Source organism: Mesorhizobium sp. M1403 (genome assembly GCF_040317695.1).
Classification (GTDB): Bacteria; Pseudomonadota; Alphaproteobacteria; order Rhizobiales; family Rhizobiaceae; genus Mesorhizobium.
Map to the genome: position 1 here is coordinate 245932 of NZ_JAMYKY010000002.1, position 19881 is coordinate 265812.

22 protein-coding genes and 1 pseudogene are annotated in these 19881 nt (G+C 59.8%); 7 read left to right on the top strand and 16 right to left on the bottom strand.

Annotated elements, in window-relative coordinates:
- Window positions 1–349: 349 nt before the first annotated feature.
- Both NKH01_RS05840 and NKH01_RS05845 read right to left on the bottom strand, forming a co-directional pair.
- Window positions 350–1354 carry an ATP-binding protein gene (locus NKH01_RS05840; protein ID WP_502896868.1) on the bottom strand — a complete coding sequence of 335 codons (1005 nt, stop codon included), beginning with the start codon at window positions 1352–1354 and terminating at the stop codon, window positions 350–352.
- Window positions 1355–1575: 221 nt separating this feature from the next.
- Window positions 1576–2463 (bottom strand): LysR family transcriptional regulator, encoded by an 888-nt coding sequence (locus NKH01_RS05845; protein ID WP_352589162.1) that lies wholly within the window; start codon window positions 2461–2463, stop codon window positions 1576–1578.
- A 349-nt stretch (window positions 2464–2812) separates the two neighbouring features.
- On the opposite strand from NKH01_RS05845, the gene NKH01_RS05850 reads away from it, so the two are divergent.
- Together NKH01_RS05850 and NKH01_RS05855 are read left to right on the top strand one after the other, a co-directional pair.
- Window positions 2813–3793, top strand: a complete 981-nt coding sequence (locus tag NKH01_RS05850) for a GHMP family kinase ATP-binding protein (RefSeq protein WP_352857355.1) — start codon at window positions 2813–2815, stop codon at window positions 3791–3793.
- On the top strand, window positions 3790–4836 hold the full coding sequence (locus NKH01_RS05855) for a cysteine synthase family protein (protein WP_353019432.1): 1047 nt from the start codon (window positions 3790–3792) through the stop codon (window positions 4834–4836). The genes NKH01_RS05850 and NKH01_RS05855 overlap by 4 nt, the downstream gene beginning before the upstream one ends.
- Window positions 4837–4881: 45 nt before the next feature.
- Here NKH01_RS05855 and NKH01_RS05860 read toward each other — a convergent pair whose 3' ends face one another.
- The 6 genes from NKH01_RS05860 to NKH01_RS05885 form a co-directional block, all read right to left on the bottom strand.
- The gene (locus NKH01_RS05860) at window positions 4882–5613 is read right to left on the bottom strand and encodes an amino acid ABC transporter ATP-binding protein (RefSeq protein WP_353019435.1); all 732 of its coding nucleotides are present in this window, start codon (window positions 5611–5613) and stop codon (window positions 4882–4884) included.
- Entirely contained in the window at window positions 5610–6266 is a 657-nt protein-coding gene (locus NKH01_RS05865) for an amino acid ABC transporter permease (protein WP_353019437.1), read from the bottom strand. The genes NKH01_RS05860 and NKH01_RS05865 overlap by 4 nt, the downstream gene beginning before the upstream one ends.
- Before the next feature lie 107 nt (window positions 6267–6373).
- Window positions 6374–7120, bottom strand: a complete 747-nt coding sequence (locus NKH01_RS05870; RefSeq protein WP_352515855.1) for a substrate-binding periplasmic protein — start codon at window positions 7118–7120, stop codon at window positions 6374–6376.
- Window positions 7121–7277: 157 nt separating this feature from the next.
- Window positions 7278–8570: a threonine synthase gene (locus NKH01_RS05875; RefSeq protein ID WP_352515856.1), complete on the bottom strand. Its 1293-nt coding sequence runs from the start codon at window positions 8568–8570 to the stop codon at window positions 7278–7280.
- A complete protein-coding gene (locus NKH01_RS05880; RefSeq protein WP_353019440.1) occupies window positions 8567–9760 on the bottom strand; it encodes a M24 family metallopeptidase in 1194 nt (397 codons plus the stop codon). Before NKH01_RS05880 ends, NKH01_RS05875 begins: the two co-directional genes overlap by 4 nt.
- Entirely contained in the window at window positions 9750–10523 is a 774-nt protein-coding gene (locus NKH01_RS05885) for an IclR family transcriptional regulator (RefSeq protein WP_353019443.1), read from the bottom strand. Before NKH01_RS05885 ends, NKH01_RS05880 begins: the two co-directional genes overlap by 11 nt.
- A gap of 146 nt (window positions 10524–10669) precedes the next feature.
- Between NKH01_RS05885 and NKH01_RS05890 the strand changes: the two genes are divergently transcribed.
- Window positions 10670–10930, top strand: a complete 261-nt coding sequence (locus NKH01_RS05890; protein ID WP_353019446.1) for a helix-turn-helix domain-containing protein — start codon at window positions 10670–10672, stop codon at window positions 10928–10930.
- A gap of 26 nt (window positions 10931–10956) precedes the next feature.
- Here NKH01_RS05890 and NKH01_RS05895 read toward each other — a convergent pair whose 3' ends face one another.
- Complete coding sequence (locus NKH01_RS05895) at window positions 10957–11172, bottom strand: helix-turn-helix domain-containing protein (protein WP_292654544.1); 216 nt, start codon at window positions 11170–11172, stop codon at window positions 10957–10959.
- 166 nt (window positions 11173–11338) lie between these two features.
- On the opposite strand from NKH01_RS05895, the gene NKH01_RS05900 reads away from it, so the two are divergent.
- Together NKH01_RS05900 and NKH01_RS05905 are read left to right on the top strand one after the other, a co-directional pair.
- The gene (locus NKH01_RS05900) at window positions 11339–12049 is read left to right on the top strand and encodes an autoinducer binding domain-containing protein (protein WP_353019450.1); all 711 of its coding nucleotides are present in this window, start codon (window positions 11339–11341) and stop codon (window positions 12047–12049) included.
- Between the two features lie 72 nt (window positions 12050–12121).
- A complete protein-coding gene (locus NKH01_RS05905) occupies window positions 12122–12754 on the top strand; it encodes an acyl-homoserine-lactone synthase (protein WP_353019452.1) in 633 nt (210 codons plus the stop codon).
- A gap of 198 nt (window positions 12755–12952) precedes the next feature.
- Here the strand turns inward: NKH01_RS05905 and NKH01_RS05910 are convergent, their stop codons facing one another.
- Complete coding sequence (locus NKH01_RS05910; RefSeq protein WP_353019453.1) at window positions 12953–13426, bottom strand: Lrp/AsnC family transcriptional regulator; 474 nt, start codon at window positions 13424–13426, stop codon at window positions 12953–12955.
- Window positions 13427–13555: 129 nt separating this feature from the next.
- Between NKH01_RS05910 and NKH01_RS05915 the strand changes: the two genes are divergently transcribed.
- Together NKH01_RS05915 and NKH01_RS05920 are read left to right on the top strand one after the other, a co-directional pair.
- The gene (locus tag NKH01_RS05915) at window positions 13556–15946 is read left to right on the top strand and encodes a thiamine pyrophosphate-binding protein (RefSeq protein WP_353019455.1); all 2391 of its coding nucleotides are present in this window, start codon (window positions 13556–13558) and stop codon (window positions 15944–15946) included.
- 382 nt (window positions 15947–16328) lie between these two features.
- A complete protein-coding gene (locus NKH01_RS05920; RefSeq protein WP_353019458.1) occupies window positions 16329–16514 on the top strand; it encodes a hypothetical protein in 186 nt (61 codons plus the stop codon).
- 979 nt (window positions 16515–17493) lie between these two features.
- Here NKH01_RS05920 and NKH01_RS05925 read toward each other — a convergent pair.
- The 6 genes and pseudogenes from NKH01_RS05925 to NKH01_RS05950 form a co-directional block, all read right to left on the bottom strand.
- On the bottom strand, window positions 17494–17829 hold the full coding sequence (locus NKH01_RS05925; RefSeq protein ID WP_353019461.1) for a glucoamylase family protein: 336 nt from the start codon (window positions 17827–17829) through the stop codon (window positions 17494–17496).
- A 70-nt stretch (window positions 17830–17899) separates the two neighbouring features.
- A pseudogene (locus NKH01_RS05930) lies at window positions 17900–18322 on the bottom strand (glucoamylase family protein); the annotation flags it as partial.
- Window positions 18323–18480: 158 nt separating this feature from the next.
- Window positions 18481–18771 carry a hypothetical protein gene (locus tag NKH01_RS05935; RefSeq protein ID WP_353019462.1) on the bottom strand — a complete coding sequence of 97 codons (291 nt, stop codon included), beginning with the start codon at window positions 18769–18771 and terminating at the stop codon, window positions 18481–18483.
- Window positions 18772–18907: 136 nt separating this feature from the next.
- A complete protein-coding gene (locus NKH01_RS05940) occupies window positions 18908–19252 on the bottom strand; it encodes a hypothetical protein (protein ID WP_353019463.1) in 345 nt (114 codons plus the stop codon).
- Window positions 19253–19422: 170 nt separating this feature from the next.
- On the bottom strand, window positions 19423–19632 hold the full coding sequence (locus NKH01_RS05945) for a hypothetical protein (protein WP_353019465.1): 210 nt from the start codon (window positions 19630–19632) through the stop codon (window positions 19423–19425).
- The gene (locus NKH01_RS05950) at window positions 19607–19822 is read right to left on the bottom strand and encodes a hypothetical protein (protein ID WP_353019466.1); all 216 of its coding nucleotides are present in this window, start codon (window positions 19820–19822) and stop codon (window positions 19607–19609) included. Before NKH01_RS05950 ends, NKH01_RS05945 begins: the two co-directional genes overlap by 26 nt.
- Between the last annotated feature and the right edge of the window lie 59 nt (window positions 19823–19881).

Below are 19881 nucleotides of genomic sequence, written 5' to 3' on the forward strand. Positions count from 1 at the left end.
GCCAGCGATCAAGGTCGCACCCTATGAAACCGGCCAGACGAACACGAAGGACAGCAGGGCTGACGGACCTGTAGGTGGCCTCATCTCAGACCAAACAAACGAACCGTCGACCTCACCATCGCCTCGAGCCTGGGACGAGTGGGGTCTTTTGAGCCTCCGCTCTGACGGGATGAATACCAAAGCCATTTTATTATGCTTCGCCAAGCAGCGCCTGGCCTAGGTCCTGCAGGGGCATCGCTTCGACGCCATGCCGGAGCGGAAAACGCTCCGATCCCGGGAAAGACGACGATGCGCCGTGCCAGAGCAAGATCCTCGCAGGCCTGATGAAAACCCTTTTCCACCTTCGGCGTCAGGCTGCGCTTGACATGGCCCAGAGGCGTTGGCCCGGCAACGTGAGTAGCAGGTCGATCTCCGCGCCTGCGGTTGTTCGATAGAAATTGCTCAGCGTGCCGGCGGGGGCGGCGGCGGTCAGGGTTTCGATCACAAAGCCTTCCCAGGAGGCGCCGGCCACTGGGTGCCCAAGCACGTCTTCCTGCGTGGCGAGACCAAGCAGTGCATGGGTGATTCCGCTGTCGCGGACATAGACGCGCGGGGATTTCACCAAGCGCTTGCCGACATTGACATGCCAAGGTTCCAGCCGGCGAACCAGCAGGAGATCAACGAGTAGGGCGAGATAGGACGCGGCTGTCTTGGCGTCGACGCCGAGTGCGCGGGCGAACTCGGCAGCGTTGAGCAGGCCGGCTTGGTGGTGCGCCAGCATAGTCCAGAAGCGGCGCAGCGTCTCGGCCGGAATGCGCGGACCGAGGAGGGGGATGTCGCGTTCCAGATAAGTGCGGATGAAATCCAGCCGCCATCGCTGGCTGGCGCGGTCACTCGCGGCCAGAAAGCTGTCGGGGAAGCCGCCGCGTACCCATAGCGGCCCAAGGTGGGCGACGCCGACCTCGAGGCCATCGATCGGATGCATTTCGAGATAGGCAATGCGGCCGGCAAGGGTCTCGCCTGACTGCCTCATAAGATCGATCGACGCCGAACCTAAGAGCAGGAACCGGCCGGCTTTGCGACCGCCATGCCGACCGCGGTCGATCAGCCCGCGTAGGCTCTGGAACAGGTTCGGTAGCCGGTGGACCTCGTCCAGGATAACCAGCTTGTCCTGATGCTCGGCCAGGTAAAGCTCCGGCTCGGCAAGCCGAGCGCGGTCAGCGTCCGATTCGAGGTCGAGATAGATCGAAGGACGCCGTTCGGCTATCTCCAGCGCCAGGGTTGTCTTGCCGACCTGACGCGGCCCGAGCAGCGCCACAGCCGGCATGCTATCCAGCATCTCGGTGAGTTCTGTGCTGATGCGGGGTTCAATCATCCTTGCAAGTATGGTTCCAGTTTTGCAAGGAAGAACCGCGGCCCGGCGGCGCGAGACGGGCGGAAGAGGAAGTGGCGTTAAAGCGCGGACGCCTTGGTTAGATTGGCCCCGAACCGCTCAAACCGATGCTGACACGGTTCATGACAACAGACAGAGCGTTGCTAGGCCCCAACGCACTCTGAAACCGGGTGACTGTTCGGGTCATGCCGGTCGGATGACTGTCAGGACGAATACCGATCGCGCAGGAATGAGATGAAGGTCGGCAGGGCAGGATTGGCGTTGTCGGGACGCCAACGGGCTAAACTGGAGATCTGGATTGGTTTGCCCCCGATCCGCAGCTTACGACAGACCGCATCCTGAGGAACTCTGTCGGCATCTTGATCGTGGATCAAGGCGACTCCAAGCCCGTTTCCGACAAGGCGCAAAAGGATGCCCGCACTGACGTGATGTTCGACGATTGGAGGAAGCTGCACGCCGCGTCCAACAACGTCGGCGAGCAGAAATGCTTCGCCCTGGCGCACCAGCAATGTCTCCTGGTGCAACTCGTGCCACTCGATCACGGAACGGGTTGCCAGAGGATGATTTGAGGCAAGAACGATAGCCAAAGTGTCTTTCCATAGCGTCAGTTCGAATGCGCCGCCGCTAAATCGGGACGAGGAGGTCACGACGACGTCGACCTGCGTGGCACCCAGTGTAGCCTCAGGCGAAGGGTAAGGACTCTCTGTCAAGCTGACGGTCACATTGGGATGAGATTGCCCGAACTCGATGATTGCATCCAACGCTCGCCCGGCAAGGATGATCCCGTTGGAGCCGATGGAAAGCTTTTGGTGTTCATCTTTGATGCCGGTCCTGGCCAGGGTGAGAGTATTGTCAAGCTCGAGCAGAACGGAGCGCAGACGCTCCAGGAAGCGCTCGCCTGCCGGGGTTGGGCCGACGCCGCGAGCATGGCGATGAAATATCCTCGTTCCCATCGCATATTCGAGATCGCGTATGCGCCGGCTGAGCGCGGAGTGATCGATCCCTGCGCGTTGCGAGGCGCGAAGAAAGCTGCCCTCCTCCGCGACCACAAGCGCATAATTGAGGGTCGCGAGTTGGATGGAGCTCCGCATCTCTGCCCAAAGTCAAGTTGGCGACAAAACGCGTTTGAGCGTTTTTGGCCGTTGCGGGCTATCGCCAAATCTCAGTATTGACAGGGTGAGCAGTCCAATTCTCCTTACAAGAGCAATAATGAAAACACCGTGCATGACGCACTCGTTTCGGAAACAGTTGTCCGCATGGCCAACCGCGCTCGGCGAGTGCTGCTGTGTCTAGTCCAGTATTGGACGCCCAAACTGGTGGGGCGATCTTATCCGTATCTTTGCATGATGCGCTTGCCAGTGGCACTACCAAGATTTGGCGAGTGACAGCATGGATCAGTCATACGCATCATCTGTCAATTCCAGGTGAGGAGGTGACGTGGTGACAAAGACGGAGATGACGAGATCTGGCCATCGGACAAGCTCGAACAACATCAACAACGAGACTATCAGGCTGCCTCTGGCGGTAGGAGTCGGACGAGCGCACGCCCATCATGGGGAATTCCTCCAAGGCGTCTTTGAAGGGGAAAACGGAAGGCTTTGCCGCGGACTCGTAACCTTGCCGCTCACGTCGCAAGAGTCGCTAGCGACTTTCTGGCCGCATGAACAAAAAGGGATTCGACCGCGGCCCGCAAACCGGACCAAAGCGGCTCGCGCGGCAGCCCTCACGCTCAAGCATATCGGAATGGCTGATGGAGGTGGAGAGCTTACGATCGAAAGCCCTATTCTGATAGGGCATGGCTACGGTTCCTCGACCGCGGACGTCATTGCGGCGATTCGTGCGGTGGCAGCTGCAGCGTGCCTCACGCTGCGCCAGTCAACGATTGCGCGACTGGCGGTGGCCGCAGAAGGCGCAAGCGACGCCATTGCCTACGGCGACCAACCCCTCCTCTTCGCCCACCGGGAAGGCCGTACGATCGAACACTTCGGTGGCGAGTTCCCACCCCTTCTCTTGGTAGGTTTCAGGGACGGCAGTGCCCGGCCGATCGATACCCTAAGTATGCCGCGGGCACGCTACGATGGTGAGGAAATCGGGCTGTTCCGTGTTCTGCGGGGACTGGCGAACCGCTCCGTCCGGCAACAAGATCCCCGCCTGCTTGGACGTGTCGCAACCATCAGCGCCAGTATCAGTCAGAGGCACCTGCCGAAGGCATCCTTCAATACCGTTTTGGATATCGCGCGGGCGCATGACGCGTGCGGTGTGCAGGTGGCCCACAGTGGCACATTGATCGGGATCCTTCTCGATGCCACTGCACCCAGGGCGGCCATGCGCGCTGCTGAACTCGCAAGGCAGGTGAGTGGCGCAGGCCTCCAAGGTGTCCATACGTTTGCCCTCAATGCCGAAACGGGGCTAATCCAGTGAGCGCGGCGCAAGACTATTTGCGCGCCTACGAGACGCCGCGATTTGCCCAACTCGCACCTAACCTCAACGCCGCCTGCTTCTCCCTCATGAAGCTCATTCCCGCCCGCTTCATGGTCGATCAGGCGGAAGCGTCAGGGCGCCTCAGGCGGCAAGGGCATATCATCGAAACGACGTCGGGCACATTCGGCCTCGCAATTGCCATGCTAGCTGCGGTTCGTGGCTATGCGCTTACACTTGTCACGGCCTCCAGCCTCATCGACCTGAAACTCAGGCGGCGACTGGAACAACTTGGTGCCAAAGTCATGGCCATTGACGATCCTCAAGGAGACGGCAATCAGCGCGGTCGGCTTCAGTATCTTCAGCAGACCCTGCAAGATAGCCCGGGCACGTATTGGCCTAGACAATACGACAGTCCGGAAAACCGCCTTGCCTACGCGCGCCTGGCCGACCTCGTAGTCCGCTCATTCGGCCGTATCGATTGCCTCGTCGGCTGCGTGGGCACTGGGGGATCGCTCTGTGGAACCGGAGGCTTTCTTCGTGAGCTCTTTCCTGATCTCAGGATGATTGCTGTCGATACCCACAGAAGCATGCTCTTTGGCCAGCCTGTCGGACGCCGCATGCTGCGCGGACTCGGCAACAGTGTTTTGCCGGACAATGTTCGTCATGAGATGATCGACGATATTCATTGGGTGGGCGCATTGCCGGCTTACGCAATGGCGCATGTGCTGTTTCGCGATCACGGGCTCTTCATGGGTCCGACCAGCGGCGCCGCAGCCTTGGTCGGCGCTTGGTTCGCCAGGCAAAATCCGGAAGCCTCCACCGTCGTGATAATGCCAGATGAAGGGCATCGTCATTCCGACACAGTCTACAACCCCGACTGGCTCGCCGGTTTGAAGGATTGGCCAATCTCAATTCCTCTTGAACCAACTGTTCTCACGCAAATTCGTCCGGCCGAGGAGACGGCATGGACGAGATTCCCTTGGAACCGCAGAGCTTTAAACGTCGTCCTCGCAGGGCTGGACGGCCTGTCCCCTACGCAGTGACAGGTCCGAATTCAGGCTAGGCGACAAACCAACATCGGCTAGGAGTCAGACAGGGTGCATGACCCGGTGAAGAAAATCCTTAGTGCGTTCGTGTTTCGGATGTCGAAGGAGCTCCTTGGCCGGGCCTTGCTCAACGATCCTGCCGCCGTCGAGAAAGAGGACGCTGTCAGAAACCTCGCGCGCGAACTGAATTTCGTGCGTAACGACGAGCATGGTCATGTTCTCGTTTGCGAGCGCGCGCATGACCTGCAGGACCTCACCGACCGTTTCGGGGTCAAGTGCGGAGGTAGGCTCGTCGAAAAGAATGGCCTGTGGGCGCATCGCCAGGGCGCGGGCGATGGCCACGCGCTGCTGCTGGCCGCCCGACAATGACGCGGGATAGGCATTCGTCTTGTCGGCCAAGCCGACGCGATTGAGCAATGCCACGGCCCGCTCGCGCACCTGGTTCCTATTTTCCTTCAGCACGTAGAGCGGGCCTTCCATGACGTTTTCCAGGGCTGTGCGGTGCGGAAACAGGTTGAAGCGTTGGAAAACCATGGAAACACGGGTGCAGATGGCGTGAACCTGAGGTGAGGCGGCATCCACCACGGTGCCGTCGATGCTGATGCGACCGCGCTGATAGGTCTCAAGCCCGTTCACACATCGTAGAAGCGTCGATTTGCCGGAACCCGAAGGCCCGATCAAACATACGACCTGTCCCTTGGCGATCTCGGCGTTGATTCCCTTGAGGACTTCATGGGCGCCGAAGGACTTGTGCACGTCGTCGAAGGTGATCATCCCGCCGCCCCAAGATAGCTCTCGACTCTACGCATGAACAGGTTCAGCGGAACCGTCAGGCACAGGTAAAGCAGTGCCACCAAGGTAAAAACCGTCACGTTGTCGAATGTGGACGAGGCAAGCATCTTACCCTGCATGGTCAACTCCTGAACCGAAATCACCGACACAAGCGAGGAGTCCTTCAGCAGCATGATCATGTTGTTGGCGTAGGGCGGCAGAATAATCTTGACTGCCTGCGGTAGCACGACGCGGCGCATCATCAACGGACGCTTCATCCCGATCGATTTTGCCGCTTCGACCTGACCCTTATCGACCGCCTCGATGCCCGCCCGGAAGGTTTCCCCGAGATAGCAGGAGTGAGCCAGGCCCAGCCCGATCGTACCGGCCTGGAGCGCAGTCAAGTTGATGCCGATCTCGGGCGCGACAAAGTAGATATAAAAGAGAACCACCAGCAGTGGTATGCCGCGCACGAAGTCGACAAGGAGCCGCGTCGGCACGGCGAGACAGCGTATCCCCGATGTCCTAAACAGCGCCCAGACAAGGCCTAGCGCCGTCGCAAGACACAGCGCAAGAAGGGTTATCATGACGGTCAGCCAAACGCCTTGAAGAAGAAGCGGTAGATATTCCGTTGCGTGCGCGATGAACTTGGTCATGGCCGGCTTCCTTTTGGCACGTACCCCGGCCGTCACAGCCGGTCATTCCGATGCAATCCTATGGCCCTGCCAGCCGGCGCTTGTTTCGAGGTCATTGCGGGATGGCTTCAGAGGCCATATTTGGCAAATATTCGGGTTAATTCGCCGCTTTCCTTCAGCTTGGCGATGGAGGCATTCACCTTTTCGAGAAGCAGTGGATTTTCCTTGGCAACCGCCAACGCGACTTCGCCTTTTTTCATCGGCCGATAGCCGTCGACGAGGCGAACACCCAGTTCGGGGTTCTTTGAAAGCTGATATGCGACGATCGGGGCGTCACCAAAGCCGGCCTTGATGCGGCCCAAGACCACATCACGCATCATGTCAGCGATTGAGTCGTAGAGCTTGACTTGACCGAAGACGCCAATCGCTTCCAGGGCGTCAGCGTAGGTCGAGCCGATCTGCGCCCCGACGGTCTCACCTCTCAGCTCTTCGATCGTGTAGTTCTTGCTGTCGCCGGCAGCAACAAACATCGCCTCGCCATAGGCGTAAACCGGCGTGCTGAAATCGATCACCTGCTTGCGCTTGTCCGTTATGAACATGCTTGCGGAAATCAGATTGATCTTGTCGGTCGTCAATGCCGGGATCAGGGCTGGAAAAGCGTTTACCTGGAAGTCGGCGGTCGTACCAAGGTTCGCCGCAATCGCACTTGCCAGATCGACCATCGCGCCAGTTGGCTTTCGGGTTGCCGTGTCCACAAACGTGAACGGCACCCCGGTCGGCGTGACGCCGACCCTGAGGGTTTCCTCAGCCATCGTCTGAGTTGCCATTGCGACACCGAGGGCTGCGAGCCAGCCGATGAGTGTTTTGCAAAGCATGAAAATTCCCCTTTCATGTTTGAATCGAGGTTCCGCTCGCTAAGCGAGTTGAATTTGCCTCTCGTGGATAGTTTTTGGAAGTCGCAATACCGCCCAGTGATGGACGAGATCAGTCGATCAGAAGTCGCATCTGTTCATGATCGTCTCTATCTTCTCTTCAGGACATCTTCGCCGCGCGTTGTTCATGAGAGGGCGTGAAATGGTCACAGTCCCCGGCCAGGTGTTGCCACGCGTCGGCAACTGACCGAAACGATTGTGGTGCGTGGTCCGGGCCGGTCGAACGATCCAAATCCTTGAGGCCGCTCGCTGTCACGATGGCAACGACGCTGTCCGAGCGCGCGATCGTGCCCTCCCGTCTCAAGGATTCAATGGCCGCAAATGGCGTCACCGAGGCAAGCTCGGCAAACACTCCCTCGGTGGCCGCAAGCTGCTGCTGCATGTCTATCAGGCCGAAGTTGCCGACCGGCATTGCCATGCCGCCAGATTCACGCAGCGCGTTGAGCGCCTGAAACGTGCTTCGTGTGGTGCCGATCGAGATGGCAAGCGTGTCGAAACCCGCGGGAACCTCGGCGACCAGATCGGCCTTCCCGGCAAGCGCTTTGGCCAAGGATCCGTGCACTTCCGCCGCCACGAGTCTCGGCAACCGATCGATCCTGCCTTGGCTAAGAAGATCCTTGAATCCCGCCCAGAGCCCGGCAAGCGCGTCGCCATAGCAAACAGGCAAGGCGCACCAGTCCGGCACGGCTCCGTGCATCTGTTCGACGATCTCGTAAGCCAAGGTCTTGTAGCCCTCGATCCCAACAGGATGACTGCCGACGACGGGGCTGTGAAACGGCGACGTCGCAAACCATCCGAGGCGCTCGGTACCAGCGGCCAGCAATGGCCAGCGATGGGACTTGTCGGCCAGGGATACGACGCTGGCGCCGTATTTGCGGATCTGCGCCAACATTGCGCCAGCAGTGCCTGAGAATGTGACAACGACGCATTTCAAGCCTGCCCGAGCAGCATAGGCGGCAAGTGAGGCCCCGGCGTTGCCCGACGAAGCCGTCGCCACGACGCGTGCGCCACTCAAACGTGCCATCGACACCGCCACGGTCGAGAAGCGGTCCTTGTGGGACCAGGTGGGGTTTGCGCCCTCGTCCTTGATAAGCAACTTGGGGACATCGAGCTGCTTCCCCAGCCTCTCGGCGCTCAGCAACGGCGTCAGACCCTCGCCCAGAGAGATTGCATCGCTGAGCGCACAAGGGAGCATGTTGGCGTAGCGCCAGAGCGAGGGCAGCGCGGCACCCGCTGCGGAAGCGGCCGATGTAGCTCCTGATGGATCGTAGACGACCCTAAGATTGGCTGGCGCTTCCGCACAGCATATCGGGCAGCCGCGAGAATCGATTTTGGTATCGATCCGGAACAAGACGCCGCATCGAATACAGGAAAGACCTGCCGCGCGGTTCATGACGGCACCCGCGTGATTGCATCGCGCGTCTGCGTCAGCCGCTCCACTCCGCCCTGGCGAACAACAACCATGTCCTCCACCTGGAGGCCCCAGCGGCCGATTTCGTAGTAGGGCGTCTCCACGCACAGCACCATGCCTTCTTCAAGGACGTCTGTACTGCGCGCCGAGAGCGTCGGCGCATCATAACCATCAAGGCCGATGCCATGGCCGACGTGATCGCGCTCGTAGTGGGCAATTCCTTCGCGCTGAACCACACGCATCACCGCCTCGAAGAGCTGTGCTGCTGCCATGCCGGGCCGGATAATGTCGCAGGCGTGCTGAACGCCGCGCAGCAGAGCCTGCTGAAGCCGATGCGCCTGCGGCGGCGGCTCGCCCAGCGTGGCGATGCGGGCAATGTCGGCGCGGTAGTGCCGAAACCGGCCACCGACGTCGAAGCGGATGATTTCTCCAGCGCGCAACTTGCGGTCCGACGGCTGGACGTTCATGAGCGCGCTGCGCTCGCCAAAGCCGATGCATCCCAGTACGGGCAGGGCGCCTTCCTCAACCGTCTTGACATGAAAAGCACGCGCCAGGTCTGCTTCGGTGGCGCCTTCCCGAGCAACTGCGAGTGCTGCTTGAATGGAGCGTTCGGCAATCTGGGCAACTTGGCCGAGCCGTTCGATTTCATCCGCCGTCTTTACGGCACGAACCGCGCGAAGCAGCGCCGTGGCTGGTAGGAACGACGCATTGGGAAAATGGGCTCTGAGGGTTTCCTGGTATCCTGGCGCGAGCCCCGCCTCGTCTATGCCGATCCGCCCACGGCCGAGCTGGGCTTGTACCAATGCGGCGACCAAGGCCGCTATGGCATCACCATGCCTCGGCAGGTCGCGAAGCTGGAGGTGTCGTTCATTGGCGCGGTCCAGGGTGGTGGAGGAACCGACATCGGCGTAAAAGTCGCCGTAGCGTCGCACCTTGCTTATCCAGACTTCCTGATCGGCAACGAGGTCGAGGGTGCTGGTGCTGGCGATGATTTCAGGCGTGCCCTTGTCAGGAGCCGGCCACACCACATAGGCCTGCGGGCCACGACGAATCCATTGCGGCAGAGCCCAGAAGCCGCTCATATAGGTCACGTTTTCCGGCGTCGTCGCTATGACGGCATCAAGTCGGGCTGCCGACATGCATTGTTTCAGGCGGGCCTCGCTAAGCAGCATGGTGGGAATCCCGAGGCTGTTTTGTTTCTGGAAAGCCGAGGCCGGCTGAGATGCGCGCCGCCGCCGCCATTACTGCCTCTCCAATCTCGGCGATCTCCACATGCGGCCCCACAGACCGGGGGTAGGCCACACTTATCGCCGCGATGATTGAGGCTGATGCATCGCGAAGCGGTGCGCCGACCGCGATCAGCCCGGTAAAGTTCTCGTCCAGGGAGGTTGTGTAACCGATAGACTCGGACGCTCTGATCTGAGCCACGAGCTTGTGCGGGTCCGTGACGGTGCGGACGGCAACCTGCTCCAGCGGACCCCGTCCGAGAATCTCAATGACCGCTTCGCCACTCAGCTCCATGAGGAGTGCCTTACCCAGCGCGGTGGAGTGCAAGGGGAACGTTTCGCCGGGTGACGAGCGAATGACGACCGGACTCTTGCTTTGCACGGTCAGGAGATAAATACCGCGATTGGCTCGCCTGATGCCCAGGAATGCGTTGAAGCAACCTTCGGCGGCCAGCGCCTGCAGTTCGATTTCAGCCAAACCAACCATGCGATCTCTGCCCAGGACCTTCCGCGCCAGCGCAAGAACAGAGTGGCCGAGCCGGTAGCGCCGCGAGTCTGGCGACTGCTCGACATACCCCTGTTCTGCCAGGGTGTTGAGAATTCGCTGCACGGCGGGAGCACTCTGCTCAAGCCGGCGGGCGAGGTCGCGCACTCCCACCGCTTCGTCCGCTTCCTTGAGGACATTGAGAACCGCAAGGCCACGTTCCAACGAAAGATTTCCTGTCACTGGCGTTCCTTATTTCGGAATGGCGTTCCGTAATATGATGAGAAAAGCAGCAATGGCGGCGCCTGTCAATGACGAATGTTCACTATAGTGTGTCGTCCTAAAGTGTACGCAGCGACGACCATGCCCTCATGGACCTACGGGTGGTTGTCGGCTTGAACGTACAGAGGATTCGGCGCGCACAAGCCCTCTCTCAAGAGGAACTGTCGTTCCGTTCAGGGTTCACGCGCGCCTATCTGAGTGGTCTCGAGGCCGGCCGGCGCAATCCCACAATTCTGTCGCTTGCAAAGCTTGCCACTGCATTAAGGGTCGACATCGAAGAATTGACCAAACGGTCAGGCAAAGACGCCCCAGTCGTGGCGCCGCGTGGGCGACGCAGCAGAAAACCCTGATCTCCCGCGGCCTCCTCGCCGGTGGATCACGGCGCGTTGCGACGGATGAGCTGCTCCACGTCAACCTGCAATGCCAACGCCAATACCTCCAGGGTATCGACGGTTGGTGAGTTCTCCTCCCGCTCGAGCTTGCCGACATAGTTGCGATCAAGACCGGCAAGGTCCGCGAGCTGCTCCTGCGACAAGCCGGTGCCTTGGCGAAGCAACCTCAGATTGCGAGCAAAAACCGACCTCAGTCTCATACGGCGAGGCAGTCAGAGCGTGCCCTTTAGTGCCACCTACTATAGTAGTCAAACGTCATGCCCCAGGTTGCGGTCAGGCCCAAGTCATTTATTCTTTCTTTGTCTCAGTACATTGAAAGGGCGTGCAATGTCGGCGGTTCACGGGAGCGTCTTACAGCATCAGCTAATGCAAATCTTTGAAGCAACCGCGCGGATTGATCGTGCAACCAGCGCCGCCGAAATCATTCGGCAACTGCGCAAGAGCATCGAACGTCACGGCTATGCAGCCTGTCTCGTCACCGAATTGCCACGCCAGGACACCGGATCGCTGGATGGACACATCCTTGTCAACGGTTGGCCTGAGGAATGGTACTGCCACTATATGGCTGCCGGACACTATCGCCATGACCCTTGCGTTGCTTTGTGCCGTGGTGCGATCGGGCCGTTCCTTTGGAGGGACGTCCATCACGGCTTGACGAACGGCAATGCCAGGAAGGTGATGGATGAGGCAAAGGAGTTTGGACTTTGCGACGGGATCTGCATCCCAATCCAGGCTGCGTTTGGCGATCCGGCCTGTGTAACGGTTGCCGGAAGCGAAATTGATTTGGCGCCGACGGTGCGCTGCACCATTCATGCCCTCGCGCGCCATGCCTACTCAGCTGCCGAACGACTTGTTGGCAGCTCGCTCAGGCGGCCGAGACAAAGGCTTTCCGAACGGGAACGTGAAATCCTGCAGTGGGTCGCGGGAGGGAAGACCGCATGGGAGGTTTCCCGAATACTTGGTATTTCGGAAAACACCGTGACGACCCATCTGCGCAACATCAAGCAGAAGCTGAGCACCGCCAATGTTGTGCACGCCATCGTGGAGGCTTATCGCAGGCGCGAAATCGAACTTTGATCCATCCTCAGATCTGGGTATTTCATGGGCAATCGTCGCGTGGTCGGATGGGGTCCAACTCGAGGAGCCGCAATGATTCAGGTCCACGTCGTCGACGCGTCAAACAGCTTTGCCTATCGAGGGGATCTCGACAGCTACTTCCGCCTGCGACATGAAATCTATGTCGATGAACGTGGCTGGCACGAGCTGAGGCGTCCCGATAGTCGCGAGATCGACCCGTTTGACACACCAGAAGCGATTCATCTGCTCGGCATCCAGCCGGGAAAAGGTGTCGTTGCCGGATCCCGCCTGGTGCCGAGCCTCAGACCGCATCTGATGAGCGAAATCTTTCCGCAACTTGCCGAAGGTGGCGTTCCGCGCCGGCCCGATATCTATGAGTGGACGAGATTTTTCGTGGCCCGGGATTTTCGCGAGCCCGGCCGACCCTGCCAGGCCGCCGGCGTGATCTACTGCGGAATTCTGGAATTCTGCATTCAGCGAGGTATAACGAATCTGACGATCGTCTGCGAGGACTACTGGTTCGACCGCTTGGCATCGATCGGCTGGAGCCCAAGGCAGCTTGGGTCTTCATTCAAATGCGATGACATGACCGTTATCGGCGTGATGGTCGACGTCGGCCCGTCTGCCTTGGCCGCGACGCGACAATTCTACCGCATAACGGAGCCAGCGCTTTGGGCCGAAACGCCACTCAAGCGGCTCGCCTGACCGCGGGCCGTCCTTTTGGGCGTCACACCTCGAACGAACATTCTGCCTGCAGACAGGTTCGTGCATGCCAGCGATGGAGCATCCACCTGTCAGCCAAAAGAGCCAATCGCGAACCGGCCGCTCCGGTCACGATCGGCCAAAAATCGTGCTGTTCGAAACCGGAACCCAAGCGATTGACTTGCCAACGTTTGGACAAGATCATGTCTCGACCGGCAGCCGGTTCGACCGCTTGATCTGCGCAAGCGCGAAGCTGGACTCGATGGAGGAGACGCCATCGAGCCGCGTCAGCTTTTCCTTGAGGAAGCGCTCATAGGCGTGCAGGTCGCGCACCACCACACGCAGCAGATAATCGCGCTGGCCAGTCATCAGATAGCAATCGACCACCTCCGGCCAGCGTGCGATCGCCGCGTTGAACCGCCTCAGCTCGTTCTCGCGCTGGCGCTCAAGCTTGATTGAGGCAAACACCGAGATCGGCAGATCGACCATGTCCTGGTCAATCAGGGCGGCATAGCCGGTGATCACCCCCATATCCTCCATCAGGCGGACCCGGCGGGCGCAGGGCGAGGCTGAAAGGCCGACCCGCTCGGCAAGCTGCTGCGCCGTCATCCTGCCGTCGACCTGCAGCGCGCCAATGATCTTTCGGTCGATATCGTCCAGTCGACTTTTTGGCATCGAACGTTACTCCATTGGGTCGATATTGGCGAAACCAGCTAACGCAGCTGCCAATCTCACGCAAGTTTAGCGACAATCGGTTTTTGCTCAGCCCTATGATTGCGACATCGCAACCGGGAGTCTTGCAACATGGACAAACAAAAACTGGAGGCACTTTCGGCGCTGGAGAAGAAGGTGCTCTGGCTGTCGACATGGATGATCCATAACGCCAATCACCTGCGGGAAAACACGGACGGCTTGAAGGTTGGCGGACACCAGGCGTCCTCGGCCTCGCTGGTGACGATCATGACCGCGCTGTATTTCTTAGTGCTGAGGCCGGACGACCGCGTCGCGGTGAAGCCGCACGCCTCGCCGGTGTTTCACGCCATCCAGTATCTTCTGGGCAATCAGACGAGGGAGAAGCTCGAAGGGTTTCGCGCCTTCGGTGGCGCGCAAAGCTATCCGTCGCGGACCAAGGATGTCGACGACGTCGATTTCTCTACCGGCTCCGTAGGTCTCGGCGTCGCGCAGACGCTGTTTGCCTCCCTTGTGCAGGATTATCTCGGCGCTCGCGACCAAAACATGCCCGAGGGCCGCATGGTGGCGCTGCTCGGCGATGCCGAGATGGACGAAGGCAACATCTTCGAGGCGCTGCTCGAAGGCTGGAAACACGGCTTGCGCAATTGCTGGTGGATCGTCGACTACAATCGCCAGAGCCTCGATGCCGTTGTTCGCGAAGGCCTGTGGGAACGCTTCGAAAGCATTTTCCGGAATTTCGGCTGGGATGTGGTCATCCTGAAATACGGCTCGCTGCTCGAAGCTGCTTTTGCCGAACCGGGCGGCGAGGCGTTGAAGGCATGGATCGACGCCTGCCCGAACCAGCTCTATTCGGCTTTGACCTATCAGGGCGGCGGCGCATGGCGCAGGCGCCTGCTCGCCGACATCGGTAAAAGGCCAGGCTTGAAGTCACTTCTCGACCGGCGCTCCGATACCGAGCTCGCCGCGCTGATGACCAATCTCGGCGGCCACGATCTGCCCTGCCTGATGGAGGCGTTCGAAACCGCGCGCGGCAATGACCGGCCGACCTGCTTCATCGCCTATACGATAAAAGGTTTCTGCCTGCCGCTCGCGGGCCACAAAGACAATCACGCCGGGCTGATGACCAGGGATCAGATGGCACTCTTTCGTGCCTCGATGTCGATCGGTGAGGGGCGGGAGTGGGATGCCTTCGAAGGCTTGGATATCGGCAAGGTTGATCTCCGACGTTTCCTCGATGCGGTGCCTTTTGCCGAAAAAGGTCGACGCCGCCGGCACGCCCAACGCATCCTCGTCCCCGATCGTCTCGGCCCGGAAGCCAAGGGCAGCGTTTCCACCCAGGTCGGCTTCGGCAGGATCCTGGATGAAATTGCACGGGCCGGCGGGCCGCTTGCCGATGCGATCGTCACGACATCGCCCGATGTCACCGTTTCAACAAATCTCGGCCCTTGGGTCAACCGTCGGGGCCTGTTTGCGCGTCGCTCGCTCGCCGACACGTTCCGCCGTGAACGCATAGCCTCGGCGCAGAAATGGGAATTCGGCCCCTCCGGCCAGCACATCGAGCTCGGCATTGCCGAGAACAATCTGTTCATCCTGCTGTCGGCCCTCGGGCTGTCGCATTCGGTCTTCGGCAAACGGCTGTTGCCGATCGGCACGCTCTACGATCCGTTCATCCAGCGCGGTCTCGATGCGCTCAACTATGCCTGCTACCAGGATGCCCGCTTTCTCCTTGCAGCCACCCCGTCGGGCGTCACGCTGGCACCGGAGGGTGGCGCGCATCAGTCGATCGCCACCCAGTTGATCGGCATGGCGCAGGACGGGCTTGCCGCCTACGAGCCGGCATTCGTCGATGAGTTGAGCGTCATCATGCGTTTTGCGCTGGACTACATGCAGCGCGACGGCGACGCCGTGCAGTCGGAGCGCACCTGGCTGCGCGACGAGACCGGCGGCTCGGTCTATCTGCGGCTCTCGACGCGCCCGGTGGAGCAGATCATTCGCACCATGACGCCTGAGCTCGAGGAGGACATTGTAGATGGCGGCTATTGGCTGCGGCGTCCGGGTCCGAATGCCGATGTCATCGTGGCCTATACAGGCGCCGTGGCGCCGGAAGCCATCGAGGCGGTCGGCATGATGGCGGAGGATCGACGCGACGTCGGTCTTTTGGCGGTGACCTCGGCCGACCGGTTGAACGCAGGCTGGACGGCGGCAAGCCGCGCACGCGAGCGCGGCCTCGTTCATGCCAGGAGCCATGTCGAAAGGCTGTTCGCCGACCTTCCAGCCCATTGTGGGATCGTTACCGTCGCAGACGGCCACCCGGCCGCGCTCGGCTGGCTGGGCTCAATCTACGGCCATCGCACGCGTAGTCTCGGCGTCGAACACTTTGGCCAATCGGGGACAATCGGTGATCTTTACCGACACTTCGGCATCGACGCCAATTCCATAGCCACAGCCGCCGACCGGATTGCTGGTGGCCGCCCCATCCGCTATCTGCGCGCTCTGGATTGACCGATGATCTCGTTCAGGACTGTTGCAGACCGGACGGAGAATATTGTGCCCAAGATGCAGCCTCGCCTGCTTGGCTCTTCGCCGCCTTGGCATCGACAGTCGCAATATCCTTAGTGATAGTCGGTGATTTCGACATCCTCTGCCGCCCCATCTACCGACCGAAAGCAGACACGGAATTCAGCAGCGGTGTCGATCATGACAGCTTTCGCTGAGCGGAACGGGGGGCGCCTTTTGGCGTCCTGAAAGGGTGGCGAAATTTCGTGCTCGCATTCGACAATTAAGTTGAAATCGGCAATTCGCATCCGGCCCAACATGCCGCAGGTTACATGCCGCGGCCCTCAAGCTGAACCGTTCCTCAAATCCTCAAAAACGGAGAAACCAAATGAGCCGAGGTCTTCCCCGGACGCTTTCGCGCGCCGCCGCTAGTGAAGCCGGCCTCGCCCCACCCAAGGCAGGGTTGATAGCCAGAACGACCGGACAGGGCGGTGCCTACCGAACCGTCTTCTCCTTCAATGCCATGCCGGTGCCGGTTACACTACTCTGGGAGAACTGGGGCGACAGTGCCTGAGGCCGCTTGGCTTAGACCAATGGCGTTCCGTCGGACCAGAATGCCATAGAGTTTCGTCCACCAGATAGCCGAGTGAGGCCGCAGCCATGGCTTGAAATCGTCGGGGTGTGTGCTGCGATGCAGGTCCGCGTTCTGCAGATCTTCGAGCGACGATCGCGGCTTCCATCACGTGGCGATTGCCTTCGACGATCCAGCGCTCGACGAGATCGAAAATGTCGCTGAAGCGATCTGTCTCTCCGACCTCAAGATTGTGGATCGGGTGGAGTGCTAGCTCCGAGACGGCAAGATACGGCGGTTCTTCCGGCCCATCGCGCCACTCGCCCTGGGAACGGGTCCCACTGCCCACGGAATGACGGAGCAGCCAGCAGGGGCGGCTCGAACATGTTCGAGCCATCGAAGGTGAAATCTGCGGCCTCGTTCTCTCCGGTCATACTGCCTCTTTTCGCGCGGCAGCGTGCCACCGGCGGGCAACCTTGCACGGCCACCGGCCAACGGGACAACTGGCCCGCCCCGACTGCGCCCAAAGCTGGTTTGACGTAGTGCGATCCAGCCCAAAGTTGAAGGGCGAGCGAGTATCGTCGAAGCGAGAGGCGATCAAACCGGGCGATCTAACGAAACCGACTTCGATCTGCAGCTGCAAACGGTCGGCGACTTGATCGAGACCTGCTCTAGAAAGCCTGGAAATAAATTACCAGATCGTATCCTTATGTGATATGGTCAAATCTTGGCCGAGAAAAATTAAGAGAAACAAAGGAGGCCGCGATGAGAGATTATTTTTCATTTCAGCTATTCATGAGAATGTCGACTGCGTTATTTATTGGTACCGCTATCTATTCCATGGTTTTCGGGACTACATGATAGCGCTTGGAGCCCGCGCTTAGACTTTCTCGAGACCAAGTCGCTGACATTTCCCGATCCTGAGCAGTAGCTACGACGCGGCGGGGACGCGCTTCGCGAACTGCTCCGACTTGCCAGCAGATCACTCAGGGAAGAAACCACCCTGCGGCGCTAAGTGCAGCCCAGTGGGGCCATACCTGCGGCAGCTCGTGGCCCCTGAGCAGACGTTGATGTGTCGAGGTGCTGGCTTGGTGAAGCCCAGTCTCGCCAAGCCCCTGCGCACTTCCGGCGCGCCCATGAACAGTCTCCACAAAAGCCCTGTACGATGGTTCTCGATCATCGCGATGATTGGCCCCTGCTTGATCGCCAGATAGGTTCGGGAGTACCAGTTGCGAGGTTCGCAAAGCGCGTCGACAAAGCCGAAGCGGCCCCATATGCGGTTTCGAGGCTTGGTCAGGAAACCGCGCAGTGCGCGCATCGCTTCCCCCGGAGCATAAGGGAAAGCTCGACAGGGCAGCAGACGGAGTGATCACGCCAAAGTTCCTGTCGGGTGCATGCGCGACGTATCCTCGCGGCCCATGGCTCGCGGTCAGACCCCAGCAGTCCGGTCCATATCCCAAATGGCTATGGGGATTGCGAACGCAATGTCGATAATTGATCTGCGTATGACTGACGTTCTGTTGCCAGTAATCGGCGTAGCGGTCACTTAGGCCTCGGGGATCGAGCCCGCAGAAAGAATAGTGCGAAAAGAAGAGCGGACCACCAGAATTCAATCCCAACGGCAGCACGATCCCGTCATGGTCGCGCCCGTTCCGAAAGCCAGGTCCTACGGCAAAACCCTCGTGATAGATTCCCGGATCAATGGGGTGGCGCGCCGATCCCGCCGCCAGCACGAAAGTGAGCAGGCATTCGTTCCAACCCCTGATCGGGCTGTCCATCGCCCAGCCAAAATTAGGGCTCCAATGCCACATGAGTTGCCGAGCGCCGCGTGTAAACCAGTTCCATTCGGCCTGCAGCAACAGCGCGTCCACGCGCTGGCGAAGGCGTGCTTCCTCGGTTGCCACGCCTTGGCGGTCATCAGATCGTCGCTTCGCTTTTATGAGTCCGCAGCCTAGCTAGCTGAGGGTAGTTACGCGCTCCCGTCCGTCTCGCTTTCCTCGTCGATCGTCCGAACCGGCAAATAGGCATTGGTTTCCAGCCATTCTCGCAAAATGATCTGAATAAGGTCTGGCCTGCCGATTTTCATCTCGGCTGCTACGGAATCGAGTGCATCTGCGGTCGCGGACTCCAGCGGCACACCACCGACGTTTCGGAGCATCAAAGCAGCGCGACGCAGGAGGATCTGCAAATCCGCGCGAGACATGTCGGCTATGCGCTGAGCTGCGCTTTCGAGATCTTCAGCAACAGACTGGCGTGTCATTGGTATCACTCGGTGCATGGCATCCGGCCTTCGCCCTGCTGCTCAGTTGGATCGTGATTGGCCAAGGTTGCGGCTATCGTGGGTCGAAGGCAGTAAACAATCATTTTCCGCGCTTTTTGCAGAGGATGGCTGGCCTTCAGTATGCTCGTCGTCCTTCATTTGCGGTTGCCGGGCCGGTGCGTTTGGCCCGTCCGATGGCCAGAGCTACAGGGTCGCTTCGACTGATTGGACCTATTGCAGCAGTGCCGACTATCGGCACCATGGGCGGCTCGTCATCTTGTACTTTCCTGGTTTTTAGCTCAGCGATTTCCTCATCACGCCTGGCAATGCGGCTTTCCAGATTGGCGAGACGCTCGGCCAACAAATAGCGCCCGACCGCAAATCCGCCTCCTCCGAAAAGAACGGCAAAACTGGCAAAGGCGGCCGGGTTGGCCAGCATCAGCGCGGAGTTGGTTTCCAAAAAGCTGATAAGGTCCTGCATCGTCAACTCGACCCCGTTATGCTGCAAGACAAGCTTGCTGTCATCACCGGCTGGCCGGCTCTGGTTGGCCTATTTGTCGCGAACTGTCCGGGCTCATTGAGGATCCTGAGTCGCTCGCCGTCATCACCATAGCCGTCCGGCGGCATGAGGGCCTTTCGGACGTCCATGACTCATCCCAAGATTGGCGGCGTGTCGTCGTAACCGAGCGCCACCAGTCCAGGGTGCCGGTGAGCGAGGGCCAGAATTTGAGTCTCAAGTTCGCAATTGTAAGCTATGAGAGCCTTTACGGTCTCAAGGGGGCTTTCGTATCGGGCGATGAGCTTGACCGCCTCAGAATGAAGTTCAGCTTTCGTTTCAGCGTCCAGGCGAATAATGCCCATTGTCCTTCCTCCTAATGTTTGCCCGACGCGGAGCCGAGAGTTCGTCAAGACGGTCCTGGAGGTGGCCATTGAGGACGATCATTTCCTTGAGCGCCTGCACCGCGTCGCCCTTGTGCTGGGCGATGAATTTGTCGACGATCGCCTGCAGCGCAGCCTCCTGGCGACTGTCCAGTCTCACAATGTGGTCCATGGCCGTTGCTCCAAACCTTCTCTCTACAAGTGAACAAAAACGGAACAAAAAAGTCAAGA